The sequence below is a fragment of the Lentzea sp. NPDC092896 genome (genome assembly GCF_044754905.1).
Taxonomy (GTDB): domain Bacteria; phylum Actinomycetota; class Actinomycetes; order Mycobacteriales; family Pseudonocardiaceae; genus Lentzea.
This window is the reverse complement of sequence record NZ_JBIVPX010000006.1, coordinates 281632-306024: the sequence shown is the minus strand read 5'-3', so window position 1 is coordinate 306024 and position 24393 is coordinate 281632. Positions and strand designations below refer to the sequence as shown.

22 protein-coding genes, 1 pseudogene and 1 riboswitch are annotated in these 24393 nt (G+C 68.6%); of the genes and pseudogenes, 7 read left to right on the top strand and 16 right to left on the bottom strand.

Going from position 1 to position 24393, the window contains the following annotated elements:
- Window positions 1-54: 54 nt before the first annotated feature.
- From ACIQF0_RS29355 to typA, 7 genes are all read right to left on the bottom strand, one after another.
- Complete coding sequence (locus ACIQF0_RS29355; protein ID WP_360037776.1) at window positions 55-1047, bottom strand: dipeptide ABC transporter ATP-binding protein; 993 nt, start codon at window positions 1045-1047, stop codon at window positions 55-57.
- Window positions 1044-2216: an ABC transporter ATP-binding protein gene (locus ACIQF0_RS29350; protein WP_360037779.1), complete on the bottom strand. Its 1173-nt coding sequence runs from the start codon at window positions 2214-2216 to the stop codon at window positions 1044-1046. The genes ACIQF0_RS29355 and ACIQF0_RS29350 overlap by 4 nt, the downstream gene beginning before the upstream one ends.
- Window positions 2216-3148 (bottom strand): ABC transporter permease, encoded by a 933-nt coding sequence (locus tag ACIQF0_RS29345; RefSeq protein WP_396425139.1) that lies wholly within the window; start codon window positions 3146-3148, stop codon window positions 2216-2218. Before ACIQF0_RS29345 ends, ACIQF0_RS29350 begins: the two co-directional genes overlap by 1 nt.
- Window positions 3141-4139 (bottom strand): ABC transporter permease, encoded by a 999-nt coding sequence (locus ACIQF0_RS29340; protein WP_360037782.1) that lies wholly within the window; start codon window positions 4137-4139, stop codon window positions 3141-3143. Before ACIQF0_RS29340 ends, ACIQF0_RS29345 begins: the two co-directional genes overlap by 8 nt.
- Window positions 4140-4241: 102 nt before the next feature.
- Window positions 4242-6020 carry an ABC transporter family substrate-binding protein gene (locus ACIQF0_RS29335; protein WP_360037785.1) on the bottom strand — a complete coding sequence of 593 codons (1779 nt, stop codon included), beginning with the start codon at window positions 6018-6020 and terminating at the stop codon, window positions 4242-4244.
- A 300-nt stretch (window positions 6021-6320) separates the two neighbouring features.
- Window positions 6321-7985, bottom strand: coding sequence for an ABC transporter family substrate-binding protein (locus ACIQF0_RS29330; RefSeq protein WP_401034526.1), 1665 nt, complete (start codon window positions 7983-7985; stop codon window positions 6321-6323).
- A gap of 461 nt (window positions 7986-8446) precedes the next feature.
- Window positions 8447-10342, bottom strand: a complete 1896-nt coding sequence (typA, locus tag ACIQF0_RS29325; protein WP_360037791.1) for a translational GTPase TypA — start codon at window positions 10340-10342, stop codon at window positions 8447-8449.
- 165 nt (window positions 10343-10507) lie between these two features.
- Here typA and ACIQF0_RS29320 point away from each other — a divergent pair, with 165 nt between their 5' ends.
- Both ACIQF0_RS29320 and ACIQF0_RS29315 read left to right on the top strand, forming a co-directional pair.
- Window positions 10508-10663, top strand: coding sequence for a hypothetical protein (locus ACIQF0_RS29320; RefSeq protein ID WP_162185756.1), 156 nt, complete (start codon window positions 10508-10510; stop codon window positions 10661-10663).
- 692 nt (window positions 10664-11355) lie between these two features.
- Window positions 11356-11982 (top strand): S41 family peptidase, encoded by a 627-nt coding sequence (locus ACIQF0_RS29315; protein ID WP_401034523.1) that lies wholly within the window; start codon window positions 11356-11358, stop codon window positions 11980-11982.
- Here ACIQF0_RS29315 and ACIQF0_RS29310 read toward each other — a convergent pair.
- The gene (locus tag ACIQF0_RS29310) at window positions 11979-12281 is read right to left on the bottom strand and encodes a YciI family protein (protein ID WP_285643463.1); all 303 of its coding nucleotides are present in this window, start codon (window positions 12279-12281) and stop codon (window positions 11979-11981) included. The genes ACIQF0_RS29315 and ACIQF0_RS29310 overlap by 4 nt on opposite strands.
- A gap of 178 nt (window positions 12282-12459) precedes the next feature.
- Here ACIQF0_RS29310 and trpS point away from each other — a divergent pair, with 178 nt between their 5' ends.
- Window positions 12460-13383, top strand: coding sequence for a tryptophan--tRNA ligase (gene trpS, locus ACIQF0_RS29305; protein ID WP_360037796.1), 924 nt, complete (start codon window positions 12460-12462; stop codon window positions 13381-13383).
- Here trpS and ACIQF0_RS29300 read toward each other — a convergent pair.
- From ACIQF0_RS29300 to ACIQF0_RS29290, 3 genes are read right to left on the bottom strand one after another with little or no spacing between them, the layout of a single operon-like run.
- Complete coding sequence (locus ACIQF0_RS29300; protein ID WP_401034519.1) at window positions 13376-14149, bottom strand: (deoxy)nucleoside triphosphate pyrophosphohydrolase; 774 nt, start codon at window positions 14147-14149, stop codon at window positions 13376-13378. The genes trpS and ACIQF0_RS29300 overlap by 8 nt on opposite strands.
- 9 nt (window positions 14150-14158) lie before the next feature.
- The gene (locus tag ACIQF0_RS29295; RefSeq protein ID WP_401034516.1) at window positions 14159-15418 is read right to left on the bottom strand and encodes a sensor histidine kinase; all 1260 of its coding nucleotides are present in this window, start codon (window positions 15416-15418) and stop codon (window positions 14159-14161) included.
- The gene (locus ACIQF0_RS29290; RefSeq protein ID WP_360037805.1) at window positions 15415-16116 is read right to left on the bottom strand and encodes a response regulator transcription factor; all 702 of its coding nucleotides are present in this window, start codon (window positions 16114-16116) and stop codon (window positions 15415-15417) included. The genes ACIQF0_RS29295 and ACIQF0_RS29290 overlap by 4 nt, the downstream gene beginning before the upstream one ends.
- Window positions 16117-16283: 167 nt before the next feature.
- On the opposite strand from ACIQF0_RS29290, the gene ACIQF0_RS29285 reads away from it, so the two are divergent.
- From ACIQF0_RS29285 to ACIQF0_RS29275, 3 genes are read left to right on the top strand one after another with little or no spacing between them, the layout of a single operon-like run.
- A complete protein-coding gene (locus tag ACIQF0_RS29285; RefSeq protein WP_360037808.1) occupies window positions 16284-17357 on the top strand; it encodes a hypothetical protein in 1074 nt (357 codons plus the stop codon).
- A complete protein-coding gene (locus tag ACIQF0_RS29280) occupies window positions 17354-18358 on the top strand; it encodes an ABC transporter ATP-binding protein (protein WP_360037811.1) in 1005 nt (334 codons plus the stop codon). Before ACIQF0_RS29285 ends, ACIQF0_RS29280 begins: the two co-directional genes overlap by 4 nt.
- Window positions 18355-19158 carry an ABC transporter permease gene (locus ACIQF0_RS29275; RefSeq protein WP_401034512.1) on the top strand — a complete coding sequence of 268 codons (804 nt, stop codon included), beginning with the start codon at window positions 18355-18357 and terminating at the stop codon, window positions 19156-19158. Before ACIQF0_RS29280 ends, ACIQF0_RS29275 begins: the two co-directional genes overlap by 4 nt.
- A 90-nt stretch (window positions 19159-19248) precedes the next feature.
- Here ACIQF0_RS29275 and ACIQF0_RS29270 read toward each other — a convergent pair.
- The 5 genes and pseudogenes from ACIQF0_RS29270 to ACIQF0_RS29250 form a co-directional block, all read right to left on the bottom strand.
- A pseudogene (locus ACIQF0_RS29270) lies at window positions 19249-19509 on the bottom strand (HIT family protein); the annotation flags it as partial.
- Window positions 19510-19595: 86 nt separating this feature from the next.
- The gene (locus ACIQF0_RS29265; protein ID WP_401034510.1) at window positions 19596-20351 is read right to left on the bottom strand and encodes an SDR family oxidoreductase; all 756 of its coding nucleotides are present in this window, start codon (window positions 20349-20351) and stop codon (window positions 19596-19598) included.
- Between the two features lie 12 nt (window positions 20352-20363).
- Window positions 20364-21314: an ABC transporter ATP-binding protein gene (locus ACIQF0_RS29260; RefSeq protein WP_401034507.1), complete on the bottom strand. Its 951-nt coding sequence runs from the start codon at window positions 21312-21314 to the stop codon at window positions 20364-20366.
- Complete coding sequence (locus ACIQF0_RS29255; RefSeq protein WP_401034912.1) at window positions 21314-22921, bottom strand: ABC transporter permease; 1608 nt, start codon at window positions 22919-22921, stop codon at window positions 21314-21316. Before ACIQF0_RS29255 ends, ACIQF0_RS29260 begins: the two co-directional genes overlap by 1 nt.
- Window positions 22897-23895, bottom strand: a complete 999-nt coding sequence (locus tag ACIQF0_RS29250; protein ID WP_360037822.1) for a thiamine ABC transporter substrate-binding protein — start codon at window positions 23893-23895, stop codon at window positions 22897-22899. The genes ACIQF0_RS29255 and ACIQF0_RS29250 overlap by 25 nt, the downstream gene beginning before the upstream one ends.
- Window positions 23889-24001: riboswitch (TPP riboswitch) on the bottom strand. (Overlaps the previous gene by 7 nt.)
- A gap of 31 nt (window positions 24002-24032) precedes the next feature.
- On the opposite strand from ACIQF0_RS29250, the gene ACIQF0_RS29245 reads away from it, so the two are divergent.
- Complete coding sequence (locus ACIQF0_RS29245) at window positions 24033-24326, top strand: 4a-hydroxytetrahydrobiopterin dehydratase (RefSeq protein ID WP_401034505.1); 294 nt, start codon at window positions 24033-24035, stop codon at window positions 24324-24326.
- Window positions 24327-24393 lie beyond the last annotated feature (67 nt).

Genomic DNA, 24393 nt, shown 5'->3' with positions numbered 1-24393 from the left:
CATCAGTTGATAAAGGCGGCCTTTGCTAAACATCTCACTTGGTCGGCGAGGCTTCTAAACGACCGAACGTTCCTCGGCGAAATGGCAGGCGGACAGTGTTCCCTCCGGTCCACCACGCCTTTCCAGCTTCGGTTCTTCGGTGGCGCAGATGTCCTGGGCCTTCCAGCACCGGGTGCGGAAGCGACACCCCGACGGCGGGTTGACCGGCGACGGCACGTCACCCGTCAGAACGATCCGCTGCCGCTGACGTTCCTTCTTCGGGTCCGGCATCGGCACCGCCGACAGCAACGCCTGCGTGTACGGGTGCATCGGCTTGCCGTAGATGGCCTCCCGCTCGCCCATCTCGATGATCTTGCCGAGGTACATGACCGCGACCCGGTCGGAGATGTGCCGCACCACCGAGAGGTCGTGCGCGACGAACAGGTACGCGAGCCCGAGCCGTTCCTGCAGCTCCTCCAGCAGGTTCACGACACCGGCCTGCACCGAGACGTCCAAAGCGGACACCGGCTCGTCCAGCACCAGGAACTTCGGGTTGAGCGCCAGCGCGCGGGCGATGCCGATGCGCTGCCGCTGACCGCCGGAGAACTCGTGCGCGTACCGGCTGCGGTGCTCGGGGTTGAGCCCGACGAGCTCCATCAGCTCGTTGACCCGCCGCTGCACGCCACCTTCGACACCGTGGATCACCAGCGGTTCCGCGATGATGTCGTTGACCTGCCACTTGGGGTTCAGCGACGCGTACGGGTCCTGGAACACGATCTGGATGTCCCTGCGCAGCGGCCGCAACTGCTTGGCGCTCATGGACGTCAGCTCGCGGCCCTCGAACTTCACCGAGCCGGAGGTCGGCTTGTGCAGCTGCAGGATCGCGCGCCCGGTCGTGGACTTGCCACAACCGGACTCGCCGACGAGGCCGAGCGTCTCGCCGGGGTGCAGCGTGAACGACACCCCGGACACGGCCTGCACCGAACCGGTGTTGCGCGGGATGATGCCCTTGCCCCGCACGGGGAACTCCTTGACGAGGTCGGTGACCTCCAGCAGTGGCCCGGTCACTTCGCCTCCTCGTCTTTCAGTTCCGTGAGCAGAGAACCGTGCACGGCGGTCACTTCGAGCGACTCGTCGGGGTTGGCGATGGCGAACGCGGCCGGGTTCTCCACCGTGCCGATCTCGTCGTGCAGGAACAGCTTCTGCGGCTGCTCGATGGTCGCCAGGTGCTCCCAGCGGTGGCACCGCGTCTTGTGGTTCGCGGCGCCGGCCTCCTCCAGCAGCGGCTCCCACTCGTGGCACACCTCGGAGACGAGGGGGCACCGCGGCGAGAACGAGCAGCCGGTCGGCAGGTTCACCAGGGACGGCGGCGCGCCCTTGATCGGGGTGAGCCGCTTGCCCAGGGTGGCCGGGTTCGGGACCGAACCCAGAAGTCCCACCGTGTAAGGCATCCGCGGCCGTTCGAAGACGTCGTCGACCGGGCCGGACTCGACCACGGTGCCGCCGTACATCACCTGCACGCGGTTGACCATGCCCGCGACCACGCCGAGGTCGTGCGTGATCATGACGATCGCCGCGTCGGTCTCGGTCTGGATGCGCAGCATGGTGTCGAGGATCTGCGCCTGCACCGTCACGTCGAGCGCGGTGGTCGGCTCGTCGGCGATGATCACGCTGGGGTCGTTGATGATCGCCATCGCGATCACCACACGCTGCCGCATGCCGCCGGAGAACTCGTGCGGGTACTGGCTCGCCCGCTTGTCCGGCTGCGGGATGCCGACCAGTTCCAGCGACTCGATCGCCTTGGCCCACGCCGCCTTCTTGGAGACGTTGTGGTGCGCGCGATAGGTCTCGGCGAGCTGCCACCCCACGGTGTAGACGGGGTTCAGCGACGTCATCGGGTCCTGGAAGATCATCGAGATGTGCTTGCTGCGGAACGGCTGCATCTGCTTGTAGCTGCGGCCGTTCAGCTCCTCGCCGCGGTAGCGGATCGAGCCGTCGATGACCGCGTTCTTGGGCAGCAGCCCCATGATCGCCATGGAGGACACGGACTTGCCGGAGCCCGACTCGCCGACGATGCCGAGCACGTCGCCGGCGTTGAGGTCGAACGAGACGTTGCGCACGGCGCGGACGTCGCCGTCGTCGGTCGGGAAGGTGACCGACAGGTCCTTGACCGACAGCAGCGGTGCGGTGGTGTTGGAGGGCAGGAAGTCCTCCGACAGTTCGGAAACAGAGGTCATCAGGCACGCACCTTCGTCTGCCTCGGGTCGAACGCGTCGCGCAGGCCGTCACCGATGAAGTTGACGGCCAGGGAGAGCGACACGAGCACGATGAACGGACCCCAGAACAGCCACGGCCGGTTCAGGAACTGCCCGTAGTTCTCCAGCACGATCACGCCGAGCGAGGTGTCCGGGGGCTGGACGCCCAGTCCCAGGAACGACAGCGCGGCCTCGGTGAGCACCGCGGACGCGATCGCCAGCGTGGCGTTGACGGTGATGCTGCCGATCATGTTCGGCACGAGGTGCTTGAAGATGATCCGCGAGGTCGAGGCGCCACAGGCCCGCGCCGCCTCGATGAACTCCCGCTGCGCCAGGGAAAGCGTCTCACCGCGCGTGATGCGGGCGATCTGCATCCAGGCGAACGCGGCGAGCACCAGCGCGACGACGTACCAGCTGCCGGAGAAGCCCTTCACGACGATCGCGGCGACCGCGATCTGCGGGATGATCAGCAGCAGGTCGACCAGGCGCATCAGCGCCGTGTCGACGAAACCGCGCAGATATCCCGCAAGGGCGCCGAACGTCACGCCGATCGCCGTCGCCAGCGCGGCCACGATCAACGCGATCTGCAGCGAGTAGCCGGTGCCGCGCATGAGCAGCGCGAGCATGTCCTTGCCGACCTGGGTGGTGCCGAGCGGGTGGGTGCCGCTCATCGGCTGGTAGGACTTGCTGGTCACGTCCTCGAAGTCGTAGGTCCAGATGAACGGGCCGACGAACGCGAAGAGGACCAGGAAGACGAAGACGCCGAGGCTCACCATCGCGAGCCGGTGGCGCAGGAAGCGCCGCAGGACGAGCTGGCCCTGGGTGCGGGTCTTGGACGCGTCGAACTCGTGGGAATCTGACTGGGGAGCGCTGTTCACCACTCCGCCCTCGGACGCCAGGTTGATGTTAGCCAAGGCGAATCCTAGGGTCGAGGATGCCGTACACGACGTCGGCGATCAGGTTGAACAGCACGATCAGGGTGGCCGTGATGGCGAGCCAGCCCATCAGCATCGGCGGGTCGAACTGCCGCACGGAGTTCACCAGCAGCGTGCCCATCCCGGCCCAGCCGAACACGGTCTCGGTGATGATCGCGCCGGAGAGCACGCCACCGAAGTTCAGCGAGAACAGCGTGGCCACGGGGATCAGCGCGTTGCGGAACGCGTGCCGGAAGATCACGCGGCTCTGCGAGATGCCCTTCGCCCGCGCGGTGCGCACGAAGTCCGAGTGCAGGATCTCGAGCATCGAGGCGCGTTCGAACCGGCTGTACGCGGCGAAGCTGATCAGCATCAGCGCGACCGTCGGGAGCAGGAACGTGCCGGTGTACTTGAAGATCACTTCACCGAAGCTGCCGCTGAAGCCACCCGGCCGGGGGCCTGCGGTGGTGAGCCAGCGGTCCAGTCCCATCGACTCCAGGACGTTGTTGAACTGGATGCCGTAGTTCTTCACGATGACCGCGACGCAGAAGATCGGCATCGAGAACATGAGGAACGCGGTGCTGGTGGCGAGGTAGTCGAAGATCGAGTACTGGCGCACGGCGGCGAGCACGCCGACCGAGACACCCAGTGTCAGAGCGAGGAGTTCGGCGCCGATGACGAGGCGTCCGGTGGTCCACAGCGCGTCGGTGACGGCCGGGAAGACAGCGGTCTTGGCCTGACCGAGGGCGATGCTCTGGCCCCAGTCTCCCGACAGGAAGTCGGTGAGCCAGTTCCAGTAGCGGATGATCACGGGCTTGTCGAGGCCCAGGGAGATCTCCGCGGCCTTGATGTCGGCTTCGGTGACACCGGGCCGGAATCGCATTTCCGCCAACGGGTTTCCGGCGGTCGCGACGAGGACGTAACAGGCGAAGCTGCCGATCAGCAGGATGGGTATGGAGATCAGCAGGCGCCGGATGATGTAGCGGATCACGGGCGGGCTCCTAGGGGGCAACCCGGCTCGGGCGGGGCCGGACTCGTGGTCCGGCCCCGCCCGGTCAGGCGTTGCGCACTTCAGCTGATGAGCTAAGGCGATTTACTTGGTCTGCCACTCGTTGGCGTTCCACAGCGCGCCGTAGTAGCTCTGGAAGTACACGCGGTCGAGACCCTTGAAGGCCCACATGTTCGGCATCTGGAACAGCGGGAGCGAACCGTAGGCGTTGGCCAGCTCGGAGTCCGCCTCGGACCAGTACTTCAGGGACTCGGCGATCGCGGTCTGCGAGACGGCCTGCTTCATGGCCTCGTCGGCCTTCGGCACGGTCAGGTTCTGCCAGTTCTGGCCACCACCGGTCTCGTAGATCGACTTCTTGCCGCCCTTGAACGGCGAGCCGGACCACGCGAACAGAGCGACGTCGTAGTCACCCGCGGAGACGCGCTCGTCGAGGAAGTTCGGGTCGGTGTCGTCCTTGACCTCGATGCCGGCTTCCTTGCACTGGCCCTGGATCAGCTCGACGGTCTGCTTGCGACGCGGGATGTCGGTGTGGCTGATCCGGAAGGAGGCGCGGACGCCGTCCTTCGCGAACACGCCGTCGGCACCCTGCGCCCAACCGGCGGCGGTCAGGATCTTCTTGGACTCGGCCGCGTCACCCTTGGCCTTGTCCGCGTAGACGTCCTTGTAGCCCTCGTCCTTCGGGAAGAAGATGAGGCTGCCCATCGGCTTCGCGTCGGCCTGGACCTCGCTGATGAGCTTGTCGATGATGTCCTGGCGCTTGACGCACATGAAGAAGGCCTTGCGGATCTCCTCCTTGGCGAGCACCGGGTTCTTCATCTGGATGTCGAGGTGCTCGAACGACAGGCCGGGGCCCGCGCCGAACGTCACGCCCTGGGCGTTGAGGCCCTTGAGCTTCGTGGCCGCGTTCGCGTCCGGCTGGGCGAAGGAGTTGACGGCGAGCTCACCGTTCTCCAGTGCCTGCGCCTGCGCGACGGGGTCCGGGATCGCCTTGAGGACGATCTTGGCGGGACCACCGGGCTTGCCCACCCACTTGGGGTTGCGCTCCAGCGTCACCGACTGGTTCGGCTCGAAGCCGGTCAGGACGTAGGAACCCGCGCCGGGCATGAGGTCCTTGGTGAAGCCGTTCCACTTCTCGTTCCAGAAGTCGGCTGCCTTCTGGATGTCCGCGGCGGCGCTGTCCTTGTTGAGCTTGGTGATGTCCGCGACGCCGGCGTTCTTCTCGAGGATGTGCGCCGGGAGGACGTCGTTGTTGAACATGTCCTCGTAGTCCGGGTACGGAGCCGAGAACGTGCCGACGAACGTCTGGTCGTCCTTGCACTCACCGGTCATGAGGTCGTACCCGGTCGTGCCGGCCGGCTTGAAGTACTTGCTGCCGTCGGCCTTCTTCGAGGAGTTGCTCTGCGTGAACCACGCCATGTAGAAGTCGTCGCAGTCCCAGGCCTCGCCGTCGGACCAGCTGACGCCCTTCTTCAGCTTCCAGGTCACGACCTGCGGAGACTTCGAGGTGACCTCGACGGACTCCATGACGTCCTTGTTCAGGATGACCTTGTTGTTGCCGTTCAGCAGGTGCGCACCAGGCTGCACGAGCGTCAGCGCGAACGTGTTGTAGGACTGGTTGGCGTCCTCCGTCGCGTTGTTGTACGAGGTGAACGGCTTGTCGGTCGACACGACGACCTGGTCGCTCTGCTTCGTATCCGGCGCGGTGTAGCCGTCCGCGGACTCACCGCGGGCAGTCGCCATCTCCGCGACAGTGGCGTCGCCACCGTCCGCGTCGCTGGTTCCGCCACCGCCACCACAGGCACCCAGCACGAGAGACGCGCTGGCAACCAGCGCGATCGCCGGAAGTGCTTTGGTTCTCCTCATTGACACGTGCCCTCCTAGCACTGGGCGGCCGTGGCCAGGTCGGCATGCACGCCCATAACCGAGATGTGCCATACGCGCCCCGAACCGGCACATCGTGGGCAGCACGGTAAGAACCCGTTGAGGTGGCGGTCACTACCTGAGAGGGGGATCGTGACCCAATGGAAACAGGTTGTTGCACGCCGCAATGGCCCGATTACCGGGCGCCAGCGTTCGTTGACCGGGCGAGTGAAATTCTGTCAACGAGAACGGCCGAACGTAGCAACACGAAAAGGACTCGCGCAACGGATTTCCCACCCGCCGCTACTTGTCGAGACGCCGCCATTCGGGTGCACCGCTGAGCACGCCCGCCAGGGGTGCCCCGGTGTCGACGCCCGAAACCGTCGCCGGCAGAACTCCGAGCAGATCGACGATCTGGAACAGGGGTACCGAAACGGCCTGGGCCGCGATCAACGGCTCGACGCGAGCCAGCACGTCGGACACCAGCGTCTTGCCGTTCAGCGCGGCGTCGATGTCGGCCTGGATCGCCGGATCGCAGAAACCCGCGATGTTCTGCGGGCTGGGCGTCGCCCCGTCCGGAGCGTCACCGGCACACCCGTACTCGCTCGCGAGCGCCGCCGCCGAGTCGCCGGCGTCCACTCGGGGCACGACGGCGATGTCGATGTCCTTCTCGGTCAGCTGCTTGCTGAAGAGGTCCTCGGCCGGGGGCGTGACGACCTCGGAGTCGATGCCCCGGTCCTTCAGCTGGGCCTTGATCCTGTTCGCGATGCCGACGTACGGCTCGACCTTCTCCGGCGCCGCGATCCTGAGCTTCAGCGCCTTGCCGGACTTCTGCCACTCGGTGCCGGTCTTCACGTACCCGGCCTCGGTCAGCAGCTGGTCGCTCGCCGCCGCGTCGAGCGTGTTCGCGGTGATCGTCTTCACGTACCCGGCGCGGCTGGGCGGCACCACGTACGAGTCGGCCCGGAACGGCGTGCTCGGCCCGCTCTGCGTCCCGGACGCGATGAGCGCCTCGCGGTCCAATGAGGCCACGATCGCCTTGCGCGTCTTGACGTCCTTGAGCTGCTCGCTCGCGGGCCGCAGCAGCACCTGCACGACCTCGTTGCGCGGCACGGGTTTCGTCGTGACGTTCTGAATCGCCTGGAACAGGTTCACGTCCGCGGCGTCAGCCCGCAGCAGCGCCGCCTGGTTGTCGCCTTTGGACAGTGACTCGGCCATCGCGCTGTGCGTGGCCCTGCGGATCACGACCCGGTCGAGCGTCGTCGGCACCTCCCAGTACCGATCGCTGCGCTCGAGCACGACCTCACCGCGCGGCTCGTCGAGGCTGCGCACCTGGAAAGGCCCTGCGGTGGCGGGAAAGCCGGTGGACAGCACGTTCGACCACGTACCGGGCGCGTCCTTGAGCAGGTGCGCGGGCAACAGGTTCGAGAAGAGGCTGCGCCACCCAGGGAACGGCTTGCCGAACGCGACCTCGACGACCTTGCCGCCCTCACGCGCGCTGATGTTGTTGATGAGCCGGTAACCTGCCGGATCCACCACACCGGGCTCGGTCCGCATACGCTGCCAGAGGTAGTAGAAGTCCTCGGCGGCGATCGGAGCGCTGTCCGACCAGCTGGCGTCCTTGCGAATCGTGTAGGTGACCGTGAACGGCTCTGCCTTGGTGACCTTCGCGCTCACCATGAGGTTCCGGTCGAGCTGCGGAGCGCCGTCGTTGCCGGGCCGGAACGGACTGGGCAGCACCAGCGAACTGAGCGCCGTCGTGATCGGACTCTGCGCCGCGAGAGCGTGCGGGTTGTAACCACCCGCCACGTCGTCCACGCCCACCACGATCTCGGTGACCTTGGGCCCCGTGGTCGTGATGACGGGAGCCTCGGACTTCGCGACCAGGGGCGGAGGCGGCGCGTTCGTGCACGCCGCGGCTGTGCCGCACAGAACGGCAGCAGCAAGCACTCCCCCGAGTCGCCTCATGGTCCTCACATTGCCAGAAGGTTGGTGGTGGCGTTCGGGCAACCCAGGATTTGTCACCCGTGCCACTGAAGGACGTGCCGCGCGGTCGCGGGGTTGCTCGCCCGGTGGGTACTACGGCTCACCTGGTCGGGTGGTTCGACCTGGACACCGTGCGGTTGTGGCGGCGAAACCCTCCGCGCGCCGGTGTGACGCGGCGTTGGCGGACGGCTACGCCCGCGGCTTCGTTCGGGCCGACCGCGCTCCACTGGGGTGAGGCTTGTTCAGGCGTCCGGAAGTGTCAGACCTGCTCGGTACGTTGGGTCGCGGGGGACCCTGACTCCAAGGGGACCCTTGCGTGAGCGCGCCCGAGTCCGTTCGCTCCACCGGCGTCCACGCGGGCACCCACACGCCCCCACGCACGACGAAGGGCGGCCAGGCCATCGGCCCAGCCGCCCCTGTCGGACGTTACGTCAGCGTCGTGCTCAGCCGCGCGCCTTGAGACGCGAGCGCTCGCGGCCGCGCAGGTTCGCGTCCAGCGTGACCTTGCGGACGCGGATGACCTCCGGGGCCACCTCCACGCACTCGTCGGACGCGCAGAACTCCAGCGCCTCCTCCAGCGAGAGCTTGCGGGGGCGGGCCAGGGTCTCCATCACGTCAGCCGTGGAGGAGCGCATGTTCGTGAGCTTCTTCTCGCGGGTGATGTTGACGTCGAGGTCCTCGGCGCGCGGGTTCTCGCCCACGACCATGCCCTCGTAGGCGTCGGCGCCCGGCTCCACGAAGAAGGTGCCGCGGTCGGCCAGCTGGATCATCGCGTAGGCGGTGATGGAGCCGGTGCGGTCGGCAACCAGGGAACCGTTGTGGCGGGTGCGGATCTCGCCGGCCCACGGGGCGTAGCCCTCGGAGACGGCGTTCGCGATGCCGGTGCCGCGGGTCTCGGTGAGGAACTCGGTGCGGAAGCCGATGAGGCCACGCGACGGAACCACGTAGTCGAGCTTGATGCGACCCGTGCCGTGGCCCGACATGTTCTCCATGCGGCCCTTGCGGTTGGCCAGCAGCTGCGTGACGGCGCCGAGGTGCTCCTCGGGACAGTCGACGGACAGGCGCTCGAACGGCTCGTGGATCTTGCCGTCGACCGTGTGCGTGACCACCTGCGGCTTGCCCACGGTGAGCTCGAAGCCCTCGCGGCGCATCTGCTCGACCAGGATGGCCAGCGCCAGCTCGCCGCGGCCCTGCACCTCCCAGGTGTCCGGACGCTCGGTCGGGAGCACCTTGACGGACACGTTGCCGACGAGTTCCGCGTCGAGACGGGCCTTGAGCACGCGGGCGGTGAGCTTCGTGCCGCCGTTGCGGCCGGCGAGCGGCGAGGTGTTCACACCGACGGTCATCGAGATGGCCGGCTGGTCGACCGTGATCCGGTCCAGCGGCACCGGGTTCTCGGCGTCGGCCAGCGTGTCACCGATGGTGATGTCGGAGATGCCGGCGATGGCGACCAGGTCACCCGCACGAGCGAACTCGGCCGGGACGCGGTCCAGCGCCTCGGTGATGAGCAGCTCGGTGATGCGGACCTTGACCGGCTCGCCGTCCTCACGGCACCACGCCACGGTCTCGCCCTTGCGCATCGTGCCCTGGTGGATGCGGCACAGCGCGATACGACCGAGGAAGGTCGAGGCGTCGAGGTTCGTGACGAGCGCCTGAAGCGGGCCGTCGACGTCGACGTGGGGAGCGGGGATGTGGTCGAGCAGCACCTGGAACAGGACGTCCAGGTTCTCCTCGTCCGGCTGGCCGCCGTCCTCGGGCTGGTTCAGCGACGCACGACCGGCGCGCGCGGAGGCGTAGACGACCGGCAGGTCCAGCACGGACTCGTCGGCGCCCACCTCGGTCGCGAGGTCGAGCAGCAGGTCGTGGGCTTCCTCGACGACCTCGGAGATCCGGGCGTCGGGACGGTCGACCTTGTTGACCAGCAGGATCACCGGCAGGCCGGCCGCGAGCGTCTTGCGCAGCACGAAGCGCGTCTGAGGCAGAGGGCCCTCGGACGCGTCGACCAGCAGGACGACGCCGTCGACCATCGACAGCGCGCGCTCGACCTCACCGCCGAAGTCGGCGTGGCCGGGGGTGTCGACCACGTTGATGATCACGTCGCCGTCCGGCGTGTGCCTGCGCACAGCCGTGTTCTTGGCGAGGATCGTGATGCCCTTCTCGCGCTCGAGCTCGCCGGAGTCCATGACCCGGTCGACGAGCTCGGCACGCGCGGAGAAGGCGCCGGACTGGCGCAGCATCGCATCGACCAGGGTGGTCTTACCGTGGTCGACGTGCGCGACGATCGCGACATTTCGCAGGTCAGTTCGCGTCTGAAGGGCAGACGCGGTGGCCGTGGGCACGCGGAACTCCTAGAGCTTCGAAGGCGTTGGAGGGGCTCGCGCCGGACACGTCGATGCGCAGGGCCGTTACCAATACTACCGGCTGCGTCGCCATTACCACACAAGACTGCCAGTGAACTGAGCCTCACCTACTCTAGCGAAACGTGTCGGAGTGGAGTGCAACCAGTGGGTAAAAAGCTCAAGAAGAAGTGCTGCCGGTCGAAGCCCCAGTGCAAGCGCTGCCCGGTCCCGTTCCTGCTCAAGGAGCGTGACAAGGCCCGCAAGAAGGCTGCGAAGAAGGCCGCGAAGGCAGCCAAGAAGGCGCTGAAGAAGGCCGCTTGAGCACCGCCGAGGTCCGCGCATATCTGGACAGGGCCCTAGAACTTCTCCAGCTTCACTCGATCGAGAGCGCTCAGGCCGACTGGCCCGCCCTGCGTGCCGAAGCTCACGTCGCCACCGCCTCGGCGAACGGGCCTGAGGACACCTACGAAGCGATCCGTCACGTGATCGCCACCCTCGGCAACCCGCACACCCACCTGATCACGGCCTCGTGGGCGGCCTCGCCTGCGAGGCGGACCGTTCCGACCGGTCGGTTGATCGGGCTGACCGGGCGGTTGGCCGGACCGACTGGCCAGTTGGTCGGACCAACCGGTCAGTTACCTGAGCCGACTGACCAGTTGGCCGGGCTGACTGGGCGGTTGGTCGAGCCGACTGAGCGGCCGGCCAGGGCGACTAACCAGCCGGCTGGGGCGACTGAGCGGTTGGCTGGAGCGACTAACCAGTTGGCTGGGCTGACTCACCGGTTGGCCAGGCTGACCAGACGGTTACTCGAACCAACCGGTCAGTTATCCGAACCAACCGGACGGTCAGTCGAACCAACCAGTCGGTCAGCTGAGCCAACCGGTCAGTTACCTGGACCAACCCGCCGGTCGCTCGGACCAACCAGCCAGTTACCTGGACCGACTGGCCCATCGACTGGACCAACCAGTCGGTTACTCGGACCAACCGGTCGGTCGACTGGGGCAACCGGGTGGTTGGTTCTGCCCGAGACCGACTCCCGCAACGGTGGGGCGTACGTCTCCGCCGGTCTCACCCTCCTGCGCGGCCTGATCGCGGGTGGACCGACCGGGTGGGTGGTGGACCTGCGCGGCAACCGGGGCGGCGACATGCACCCGATGCTCACGGTGGTCGCGCCGCTGCTCGGCGAAGGCGAGAGGGGCAGGTTCATCGGGCCGGACGGTGGCTCGTCGGGCTGGGGAGTCCGCCGCGGCCACGTCTACAACGGCGGGAGGACGGCGTTCCGGTGGCGAAGGATCCCGCCGGCGCGGACCGAACCGGTGGCGGTGCTCACCGACCGCCACACCGCGAGTTCGGGAGAGGCGGTGCTGATCTCGTTCCTGGGCGCGCGGAACATCCGGACCTTCGGCGAACCGACGGCCGGCTACGCGACGGCGAACCAGACGTTCAGGCTCTCCGACGGTGCCCGGCTCGCGATCACGACCGCGTACATGGCCGACCGCACGGGCCGGACGTACGGCAACGAGCCGATCGCCCCGCACGAGCCCGTGGGGAACCACGTAAAAAACCACGCGGAGAACCCAGACGGCACCCACGATCGCGTGCTCGACACCGCGATCGCGTGGCTCGCCGCAAGGCCCTAGTGCTGGAGCACGGCCTCGTTGAGCTTCACGAGTTCTGGCGCCGTCCGAGTCGCCTCGAACTCGCAGATCTCGTACTTCACCAGTTTCTGCTCGGCCCACGGGTCCGTGGCGAGCAGCGCCTCGAGCTTGCCCCGGGGCATGGGGCGCGTGATGATCACGCCGCCAGTCCTCGGCACTTGGCGCCCCGAGGCGAGGAACAGGCCTCGCTCGTACTGCTTCTCGACCCAGGCTCGGTGGTCGGGGAGGGCGTAGTCGATCTGTTCCAGTGGCGCGGCGTACTTCAGCAGCACGATGAACATCCTTCGACGGTAGCCCTATACTGGGCGACGTGCGCACTCTGAACGCCTTCTGGTGGGCCGCCTTCAGGCGGCCGGAGTAGCTGCGCGCAGAAACCACTGACGCGTACCCAGGCCGCCCCGACGGGCGGCTTTTTTGATGCGTTCGTCCCGGGGCGGTCCTAACGGAAGGACCACCACCATGATCCGGCTCTCCGCCATCACCCCGTCGGGCCAGCCCACCTTGGGCAACTACCTGGGTGCGCTGCGCACGTGGGCTCGTGAGGGCACCCACGAGGACGTGTACTTCATCAGCGACCTGCACGCGATGACGTCGTCGCACAATCCACAACGTCTGCGATCCCTGACGCGCGAACAGCTCGCCGTTCTCATCGCGTCCGGCATCGACCCGGCGAGCGTGTGCGTGCAGAGCGATCTGATCCGCGAACTGGGGGCGCTGAACTGGGTCCTCGAGTGCACCTGCACCTACGGCGAGGCCGCGCGGATGATCCAGTTCAAGGAGAAGTCGCTCGGCCGCGAGTCGGTGCGGCTGAGCCTGCTGACCTATCCGGTGCTGATGGCCGCGGACATCCTGTTGCAGGGCACCGCGGAGGTCCCGGTCGGCGAGGACCAGCTCCAGCACGTCGAACTGGCCCGTGCGCTCGCCCGCCGGTTCAACCACGCGTACGGCGACGCGTTCATCGTGCCGACCGCGGTGGTGCCGAAGGTGGGGGCGCGCATCAAGGACCTCTCGGACCCGGCGCGCAAGATGGACAAGTCGGCGCAGAACTCCGCGGGCGTCGTCTTCGTGCTGGACGAGCCGGACCTGGTGCGGCGCAAGGTCCGCAGGGCCGTCTCGTCCACCGACGGCATCGCGAACCTGGCCGAGATCCTCAGCTCCTGCACCGGGAAGGAGCCGGAGGACTACACGAGCAGGTTCTCCGAACTGAAGGACGTCGTGGCCGAAGCGGTGATCGAGGAGCTCAAACCCGTGCGCGACCGCACGCTGGAGCTCCTCGCCGACCCCGCCGAACTGGACAGGATCCGGGAGGCCGGTGCGGAACGGGCCCGCGACCGCGCCCAGCACCGGCTGAACGCGGCCCTGCGCCTGTCCGGACTCAGCTGAGGAGCGAGTGAAGGGCCGGCACCAGCACCCGGTCCGCCGGCAGCCAGTCCAGACCGGCCAGCTCGCCGACGGTGAGCCACCGGACAGCGTTGTGCTCCAACGCTTCCGGCTCACCGCCGGCGAGCTCGGCCGCGAAGATCCGCAGCACCAGGTCCTTCTTCAACGGCACGTCCGGCCCGATCTGCTCACCGACGACGACCGTCGCCCCGAGCTCTTCCACGCACTCGCGCACCAACGCGTCGGCGGGCTTCTCGCCGGGCTCGACCCGGCCGCCGGGCAGTTCCCACTGGCCCGCATGGCTTTCCGGGTAGGACCGCTGCTGCGCCAGCAACCGTCCATCCCGGACGATCGCGGCCCCCACGACGACCCGGGCCGTGCGCAGCTCCTCGCACCGCCGCGCGAGCAACGCCGAACGCTTCTCCAGCACCCGCAACGCCATGCCGCGCCCGACCGTCATGTCCGCGAACCACCCGACGACGCCGCGCACGGAGGTCCAGCCCACCCGGTCGATCACCATCGTCCCGGCCCCGGTCACGACGAGATCCGTGTGCAGCTCCAGGAAATCGCCGGAAGCAGACACACCGGACAGATCAACACGGGTGACCGTCAGCCGGACTCCGAACGGCCCGACGAGCACATCTCCCGGACACAGCAAGGGTCCTGGGACGCGAACCCCGAACCCCGTGATCAGCGACGTGTCCAACAGGGCACCCGCGACAGCGGAAACAGGCGCGTCGACCAGCGCCGACGCTCGCAACTCTGGCACCAGAGCTTGCTACCAGGACGGCCAGCGGATCTCCAAACGCGCACCACCGGCAGGTGACTCCGCGGCACGGACAGACCCGCCGCGCCGCCCGACGAGGTGCGACACCAGCGCGAGCCCCAGACCGAACCCGCCGGAGCGGCGCCCGCGGTCCTCCTCGACCCGGTAGAACCGGTCGAACACCTTCGTCCGGTGCTCGGCGGGGATCCCGTGCCCGTCGTCGTCCACGAGCAACCGCACGTCCCGCCCGACCGGCACCAGCGTCAGCGTGATCGTCGAGTACGCGTACCGGGCGGCGTTGCGCAGCAGGTTGTCCAGCACCAGCTCGACCTCGGACCGGGTGGCCGACACCAGGCACGCCGACGGCGGCGCGGTCAGCCGGACCAGCAACTCCGTGTCCAGCCGGGAGATCGCCGCCTCGGCCTCCAGCACGAGGTCCACCGCCTCCGCCCGCCCCGGCACCCCGGTGTCCGCCCGCGCCAGGATCAGCAGCGACTCCACCAGCGCGCTGAGCCGGATCGACTCCTCGACCACCGACTCCAGCACCTCGATCGAGAAGTCCGGATCCGGATGCGCCACCGCGACCTCGGCCTGCGCCCGCACCGACGCCACCGGCGACCTCAACTCGTGCGCCGCGTCGCCCGTGAACCTGCGCAACCGGTCAGAAGCCTCATCTCGCCGGGCAAGCAACCCGTTCAACGCCTCCGCCAGCGCCTGCAACTCGTCCCGCGCCAACGGCACCGGCAACCGTTCCCCGTGCGGCAGCTCCCCCGCCGCGACCCGCATCCGTTCGACCGGCCGCAACGACGACCGCACCGACAGCCACGTCGCGATCCCCACCAGCCCCGCCACCAGCACCGCCGCGAACGCCAGCCAGCGCGTGCCGAGCGTGTTGGCCTTCCCGTAGCCGAGCAACGTGCTCGCGTAGACCTCCAGGCGAGGCGACCCGTCCCCGGCGAACACCACCTGCCCGCGGAACCTGAGCGCGGACTCCCCCTCCATCCGCAGCACGGGCTCGCCGGACCTCAGGGCCCGGATGTCCTGCGCCGTCAACGGAAGCGGCGGCTGGCCGTCCACCGGCGTCCCGGACACGTCGAGCACCCGCGGCGGCGACTTCTCCAGTTCCTGGTCCACGGCGGTGATCTGGATCAGCCCGATCAACGCCGGCGCCAGCCCGGTGAACGCCAGCAGGCACAGCAACGCCACCCCCGTGGCCACCACGGTGATGCGGAAGCGCAACGTGCGCCGCAACCACCAGCGGCGAGGGTTCACTTGTTCCCCAGCGCGTTGTCGAGGTCAGGGGTCGACGCGATGTAGCCGTGTCCACGGATGGTCCGCACGACCTCGCCCGCCCCCACGGCGTCCAGCTTGCGCCGGAGGTACCCCACGTAGACCTCGACCGCGTTGCGAGTGGCGGCCTGCTCGTCTCCCCAGACGGTCCGCAGCAGCTCGTCCTTGGTCACCACGGACCCCGCCCGTGACGCCAGCACGTCGAGCACCGCGTACTCGCGCGGCGACAGCGACACGTCCTGCCCGGCCCAGCTGACCTCGCGCAGCCCGCGGTCGATCACCAGGTGCCCCAGCGTCAGCCTCCGGCGCGCCCCGCCACCGCGCCGCAGCAACGCCCTGACCTGCGCGACCAGCACCACGAAGCTGAACGGCTTGACCAGGTACCCGTCGGCGCCGAGGTCCAGCCCGTCGGCCTGGTCGACCTCGCCGTCCTTCGCGGACACCATCAGCACGGGCGTGCGCACCCCGTCGGCGCGCATGCGCTGCAGGATCCGGTACCCGGACAGCCCGGGCAGCATGATGTCGAGCAGCACCACGTCGAAGGCCCCGGTCAACGCGACCCGCAACGCCGTGGGCCCGTCGGAGGCGGTGACGACCTCCATGCCCTCCGCCGTCAGGCCGCGTTCCAACGCCCGACGCACGCCGACTTCGTCGTCCACGACCAGCACCCGAGGCTTCACGGGTCACAGCATGCCGCGCGTGACTCTCAGCCGCGCGCAAGATCTCAGCCGACTCTCAGAAAGCGCTCTGCGCGGAGCGCAAAACCGCAGGTGGGAGTAGTCTCAGCACCATCTCAGCAACCCACCACCAAGCTATGAGCACAAGCCCTTGGAGGAGGGGACCACTGATGAACAAGCGAAAGGTGACCCTGGCCGCTGCGGCGGCCGGAGTGATCACCGGAGCGACAGGCCTGAGCCTGCTCGCCATGCCGGCGGGTGCGGGCCAGCCGCCGTCCCTGCCTGATGTGTCCGCGGAAACGCTCGTCGAGCAGGTGCTGACGAGCAACCCGAGTGCGTTCGGCGGAACCGTGGAGGTCGACAACAAGCTCGGTCTCCCGTCGATCGCGGAGATCCCGCAGCTCGCCGACGGCAAGCACAGCGCGCGGATCTGGACGGACGGCAACGGCAAGTTCCGCGCCGCCCTGCCGAACGGCCAGTCCGAGCAGACCATCGTCGACGACGGCACGACCACGTGGTCGTGGAACTCCGCCGACAACGAGGTCACCAAGTCCGAGCACAAGGCCGACCAGCCGAAGCCGGACGCGGGCAAGGCCGAGACGATGGACCCGGCCGCGGCGGCCAAGCAGGTCGTCGGGCTGACCAAGGAGTTCAGCGACATCAGCGTCGACGGCACCGCGCGAGTCGCGAACCGTGCCGCCTACGAGCTCGTGCTGACCCCCAAGGCCAGCGAGAAGACCCTGATCCGCGAGGTGCGGATCGCGGTCGACTCCGAGCTCAAGATGCCGCTGCGCGTCGCCGTGCTGACCAACGGCACGAGCGAGCCGGTCGGCCTGGTCGGCTTCAGCGAGATCAACGTCGGCCCGCAGGACTCGAAGCTGTTCGAGTTCACGCCGCCCGCCAACGCCAAGGTCACCACGCCGGAGGCCAAGGAGGAGAAGGGCCGCGACCGCATGCCCGAGATGGGCATCGAGCAGGCACTGCAGGGCAAGGACCCGCAGATCTTCGGCACCGGCTGGGACACCGTCGTCGGCGCGAGGATTCCGGCGGAGGCCATGACCCAGGTGCCCGCCGAGGCGCAGGGCATGGTCGACCGGTTCACCAAGAAGGTGAGCGGTGCCTGGGGTAGCGGCAAGATCTTCAACACGAAGGTCGCCACGGTCCTGATCGCCGACGACGGCCGTGTCGTCGCGGGCGCCGTGCCCGAGCAGGTCCTGTTCGACACGATCGGACAGGTGAAGTGACCACCTCGACCAGCGCGCCGGTGACAGCGCCGTCGAAACACGCTGTCGCCGCGCGGACCAAGGGTCTGCGCAAGGAGTACGGGAGCACGGTCGCCGTGGACCGCGTCGACCTGGAGCTGCCGGAAGGTGCCGTGCTCGGCATGCTCGGGCCCAACGGGTCCGGCAAGACGACCACGATCCGGATGCTGCTCGGGTTGGTCCGCCCCACGCAGGGGGAGATCGAACTGCTCGGCCAACGTCTTCCCGACGGAGCCGAGCAGGTGCTGCCGCACGTCGGCGCGCTGGTCGAGGGTCCGGGGTTCCACCCGTTCCTGAGCGGGCGGGAGAACCTCGTCAGGTGTGCCGCGTTCGAGCCTCTGCTGCCGCGCAAGGAGATCAAGCAGGCGGTGGAGGACGCGATCGAACGCGTCGGGCTCGCGCAGGCGGCCCACCGCAGGTACCGGGGGTACTCGCTCGGCATGAAGCAGCGTCTCGGCCTGGCCGCGGCGCTGCTCGTGCCGCGCAAGCTCGTCGTCCTCGACGAGCCGACCAACGGCCTCGACCCGGCCGGCACGCGGGAGATCCGCAAGATCATCGCGGACCTGCACGCGTCCGGCAGCACGGTGATGGTGTCGAGCCACCTGCTCAGCGAGGTCGAGGCCACCTGCACGCACGTCGCCGTGCTGCACCGGGGAACCGTTGTGGCGCAAGGAGAGCTGACCGAACTGCTGCAGGCGGGCGGTTCGGCGCTCCAGGTGATCACACCGGACGTCGAGAAGGCGCTGAGCGCGTTGCGGCAGGCCAAGATCTCCGCCCGGCCGCTCGGTGACGGCCTGCGGGTCGAGCTCGCGGGGACGAGCGCGCCGCAGGTGATCGAGACGCTCGTGCACGGAGGCGCCCAGGTCTACGAGGCGACGCGCTGGAAGACCGGTCTGGAGGAGCTGTTCGCGCGGCTCACCGAGGCCGAGGAGGCCGAGCGCGGAATGTCCGCTGTGGACACTCTGGACGGGGGACGGCGATGATCACGCGTCAGTTCGGCTCCGAGGTGCGCTGGATGCTGCGCAGGCCGCGGACCCTCATCGGGTTGTTCGGCCTGATCCTCGTGCCGATCATCATCAGCTTCGGCATCTGGACGGCCGGCGAGGACGGTGGCGGCGGTCCTGGCCTCGCCGCGATCATCGAGGGCAACGGCATGGTCGTGCCGATCTTCACGTTGTTCCTGTCGCTCAACCTGTTGCTGCCGCTGGTGGCGTCGATCTGGGCGGCGGACGGCCTGGCGGGCGAGGCCCAGCACGGCACGTTGCGCGGCCTGCTGGTCGCGCCGGTGTCCCGCGTGCGGCTGCTGTTCGTGAAGCTGTTCGGGCTCACCGCGATGTCGCTGCTGGCCGTCACGCTGATGGCCGTCGTCGGCATCATCGCCGGCACCGCGTTCCTCGGCTCCGACGGCATGGCGACGTTGTCCGGCACCACCCTCTCGACCGGAGAGGGCCTGGTGCGCATCGGTTTGTTCATCCTGCTGGTGACGTTCCAGATGGTGTCGATCGGCGCGGTCGCCCTCGCCGTCTCGTCCGCCACCGAGCACCCGCTGGTGGTGCAGGCGGCGACGATGGTGACGATCATCGTGTTCCAGGTGCTGGGGCAGTTCTCGTCACTGGACTGGCTGCACCCGTTCCTGATCACGACCGGATTCCCCGGGCTGATCGACGTGATGCGCGACCCGATCCCGTGGGGGCAGATCGGCGACAGCACGTTGCTCGCCGGGTGTTACCTGCTGATCGGCACCGGGCTGGCGGCGATCCGCCTGGTCACGAAGGACAGCTAGCAGCTTGTCCGCGTAAGGCCGGCGTTGCTCGCCGGTGGCGAATCCCGGCAGCGGCTTCGACCCGTAGAGGTCGTCGCCCTGGTACCGCGGGATGACGTGGATGTGGAAGTGCCACGCGTCCTGGCCACCGGCGGGCTCGTTGTGCTGACGGGTGGAGATCCCCTCGCAGCCGTACGCGTCCCGCATCGCGATGGCGATCTCGCGGACGACGTCGTGCACGGCGTGGCCGTACTCGGCGGGCAGGTCGTAGATGTTCTCGTGGTGCTCGTTGGGGATCACGATGACGTGGCCGCGGTTGTTGGCCCACCAGCCGGACGCGACGAACGCCGTGGCTCGTTCGGTGCGCAGCACGACGTCGTTCTGGCTGTCGATCTCGGTCTCCCCGCCGGCGAGCAGGAAGCAGAACGGGCACTCGTACCCGTCCGGGGCGTGGCTGATCACCGCCGGAACCCGCCCTCGCTGTTGAGCACCTGTCCGGTGATCCACGCGGCGTCGTCGGTGCACAGCCAGGAGATCAGCCGGGCGGCGTCGTCCGGCTGGCCCCAGCGCTTCGCCGGCATCCGCTCGTTCACGAAGTCGGTCAGCCCGGGCCCGGCCCAGCCGGTGTCGGTCGGGCCGGGGTTCACCGCGTTGACGGTGACGCCCCGGTCCGCCAGCTCGTGCGACAGCGTCGCGACGATCGCCGCCAGCGCCCCCTTCGAGGCCGCGTAGGCGATCTCACCGGGCATCGGGCCGAGGTTCTGCCCGGACGTCAGGAACACGACCCGTCCGCCGCCGGTGCTGGTCCACTGGCGGGCAAACGCTTGCGCCAACAGGATCGACGAGCGGGTGTTCACCGCGTAGTGCTCGTCGAGCATCGCCGCGTCCAACGAGCCCAACGGACCGTCGCCGCCAGACCGCGCGTGGTTGCACACCAGGACGTCGACACGTCCGCAAGCCTCGACAGCCGCGGCCATCAGCTCGTCCGGCGCGTCCGGCCGGGCCAGATCCACACCCAGGCCTTGAGCGCCGAGGTCCGCCAGCACCTCGTCCACCGAGTCCGCGCCCCACGGCTGTGCGGCGTCGTGTGCGACGTGGTGCTGCACGAACAGATCGAAGCCCAGGCCACGAAGCCGGGACGCGATCGCGTAGCCGATGCCCTGCCGCCTGCTCACGCCCGTGACGAGCGCGACCCGTCCCTCATGAAGTCCCATAGGGCTCCATGACTACCCGACGCGCGCGACGCCGTCCAAGTCAATTGCGAGCCGCACGCGGTCCCCCACGGACACCGGACCGACGGCCTCGTACTCCTCGCCGCCGATCTCCACGAGCAGCCGCACGTGATCGCGTCGGTGCACCCGCTCCAGCACGGTGCCCTCCAGCAGGCCGTCGGAGTCGACCCGGAGCGCGGTGGCCCGCAGCCCGACCCGTTCCACGTCCAGCCCGACGAACGAACCGGGCACGAACTTGTTGCAGCCCAGGAACTTCGCCGTCTCCACGTCCACGGGTGACGACCACACCTCGGCCGGCGGCCCGACCTGGACGATCCGGCCGCGCGACATGATCGCCACGCGATCGGCCAGCGTGAACGCCTCGTCGTGGTCATGCGTCACCACGAGAGCCGTGGTCGCGGCCTCCCGCAACAACCGGGCCAGGTCGACCGCGAGCTGTTCGCGCAACGCCCGGTCCAGCGCCGACAGCGGTTCGTCCAGCAGCAGCAACCGAGGCGACGGCGCCAAAGCCCGTGCCAGCGCGACTCGTTGCTGCTCACCGCCGGACAGCTGCGTCACCCGCCGGTCGGCATAGCCTTCGAGGCCGACGAGTTCGAGCAGCGACAGCACTCGCTTGTCCCGCGCCTCGCGCTCGACCTTCTTCATCCGCAGGCCGAAGGCCACGTTCCCGGCGACCGTCCGGTGCGGGAACAGCTGCCCGTCCTGGAAGACCAGCCCGAACTCGCGCCGGTGCACCGGAACGCCGGCCAGGTCGGCGGAGTCCCAGCGGACCGCGCCGGCGGACGGCTTCTCCAGCCCCGCCACGGTGCGCAGCAACGTCGACTTCCCGCACCCCGACGGCCCGAGCAACGCCACGACCTCGCCGTCCGCCACCGACAGCGACACGTCCGACACCGCGGCTGTCTGTCCATAGCGGACGGTGATCGAGTCCAGTTCCAGCGCCATCAGAACTCCCCGCTGCTCGGTACGCGCAACCGTTCGATCAGCAGCACGCACCCGACCGTCACGACCATCAGCAGCGCGCACGCCGCGTAGGCCATCTGGCTGTTCAACTCCCCCGGCCGCGACATCAGCCGCGCGATCACCACCGGCAGCGTCGGCGCGTCCGGACGGGCCAGGAAGCTCGTCGCCCCGAACTCGCCCAGCGCCACCACGTACCCGAACCCGGCCGCCGCCACCAAAGACCGCCCGACCAGCGGCAGGTCCACTTCACGCCACACCCGGAACGGTGAGGCGCCCAGCGTCGCCGCCGCCTGCCGAAGCCGTTCGTCGACGGCCCGCAGCACCGGCAGCACCATCCGCACGATCAACGGCGTCACCACCAACGCCTGCGCCAGCGGTACCAGCAACGGCGAGGTGCGGAAGTCGCCGGGCAGCGCGTCCATCGTGATCAGGTAGCCGAAGCCGACCGTCACCGCGGACACCCCGAGCGGCAGCATCAGCGCGGTGTCGAGCACCTCGGACACCCGGCTCCCGGACCGCCGCAACCCGACCAGCACCACCGCCGAGAACACCCCGACCACCAATGCCACGAGCGTCGCGTCGAAGGCCGTCCGCAACGAGTTCACCGCGGCGTCGATCCCGGTCACCGCCAGCGTGCCGCGGTCGCCACGGGAGTTCAGCGCCACGTACCCGGCGAAACTCCATCCGTCCCGAGTGGACAGTGACCGCGTCACCAGCCCGACCACCGGCGTCAGCAACGCCACCACCACGGCGAAGGCGGCGAACACCACGTACCACTCGCCACCGGACGGCCGCCGCGCCAGCTCTTCCCTGCCCCGCAACGCCAGCGCGGTCTCGCGCCGGCGCCGGGCCAGAGCGCCCAGCACCAGAACCGCGAGCACGGCGAGGAACTGCAACAACGACAGAGCCGCCGCCCCGGACAGGTCGAACAACTCGACCGTCCGCAGGTAGATCTCGGTCTCCAGGGTCCGGTACCGCGACCCGCCCAGCACCAGCACCACGCCGAAACTCGTAGCGCAGAAGAGGAACACGACCGCCGCGGCCGAGCCGATCGCCGGTGCCAACGCCGGCAGCACCACCGACACGAACGCGCGCGGACGCGAAGCTCCCAGAGCCCGCGCCGCGTCCTCAGCCCGTCGATCGGTGTGGGCCCACAGCCCGCCCACGGTTCGCGCGACCACGGCCACGTTGAAGAACGCGTTCGCCAGCACGATCGGCAACACCCCGCCGTCCGGCCAGAACGTCCGGAAAGCCAGGCCCACCACCACGGTCGGCAGCACGAACGGCACCATCACCGCGGCCCGGATCACGCCGAGCCCGCGGATCCGGCACCGTGCCAGCACGAACGCCAGCGGCATCCCGGCGACAACTGCCACGACCGTCGACGCCAGCGCCTGGCCCAGCGTGAACCCGACGAGTTCCCAGGTGTCGCTGTCGGCGAGCGCGGAGGCCACGCCACCTTCGCGCAGCCCGAGCGACACGATCGCCAGCACGGGCCACGCGAAGAACAAACCCAGGAAGGCCAGCGGCAACAGCGCCGCCGCCGACCACCCCGTGCGGGAACTCAGCCCTGCACGAGCTTGCGCCACTGCTCGACCCACGCTTCGCGGTTGTCCTTCACCTTGTCCGCGGGAAGCGACTGCGGTGAGGACGGCAACGGCGCGTCCTTGGCCCAGGACTCGGGCAGCGCGACACCCTCACGCGACGGGTAGACGTACATCTGCTCGGCCACCTGGGCCTGGAACTTCTCGCCCAGCAGGAAGTCGAGGACCTTCTGCGCGTCGGCGGAGTTCTTGGCGCCGGACAGCACACCCGCGTACTCGACCTGGCGGTAGCAGGTGTCCAGCACGGCCTTGGTCTTGCCGCCCTCGGCCGACGGCGACGACGCGTACGACACGACGATCGGCCGGTCGCCCTTGGTGGCGGAGAACTCCTGGTTGTAGGCCTCTTCCCAGCCGCTCACGACCTTGACGCCGTTGGCCTTGAGCTTGGTCCAGTAGTCCTGCCAGCCGTTCTCGCCGTACTTGGCGATCGTGCCGAGCAGGAACGCGAGACCGGGCGAGGACGTGGCCGGGTTCTCGACGACCAGCTTGTCCTTGAACTTCGGGTCGGCCAGGTCGTCGTACGACTTCGGCTCGACGCCGCCGAGCTTGGCCGGGTCGATGTTCAGGCACACGTCACCGACGTCGACGGCCTGCAACCGGTTCGTGTCGTCGGCCTTGTACCGCTGGGCGCCCTTCGAGGCCTCCGGCGAGGCGTACTCGGCGAACACGCCCTCCGACAACGCCCGCGAGGCGAACGTCGAGTCGACGCCGAACGCGACGTCGCCGATCGGGTTCGCCTTGGTGAGCACCAGCTTGTTCGTCAGCTCGCCCGCGTCACCGCTCGCGATCTGCTTCACGGTGATTCCCGAGGACTTCTGGAACTCCTCCAGCACCTCGGGTTTCACGACGAACGAGTCGTGCGTCACCAATGTGACCTCGTGCGTCTGCGGCGCGGTCGAAGTACCGGCCGAACAACCGGTCAACGCCAGCGCAGCGACAACAGCAAAAATCCTTCTCACGTCAAATCTCTCCCTACGCCGGTATGACCCGGATCAGGTGGACGGTCGAGGGCTTGCGAGCCCTCCTCTCAGCCCGGCGCTTCACCGGACTCCCGTGGCAACGCGCAGCCTACGTGACGTGGTGGGACGATCAGGGCATGGCCGAGCTGTTGAGCGACGATCAGCTGAACGACGTGCTGCCCAAGCTGCCCGACTGGAGTGCCCAGGACGCGGCGCTGGTCCGGACCGTGGAGCTGGCGAGCTTCTCCCACGCGATCATGGTCGTGAACCGGATCGCGGAGATCGCCGAGAACGACAACCACCACCCGGACATCGACATCCGCTACAAGACGCTGACATTCCACCTGAGCACCCACTACAAGGGAGGAATCACCGCGCTCGACGTGTCCCTCGCCGAGGAAATCGACGGGGTCCTGGACGCGATGAGCTGATTCGGTCAAGATGTGCGCTGCCGCCGCCCGCGGATATGAGAGGGAACACCCTCATGCGGTTGCGCAC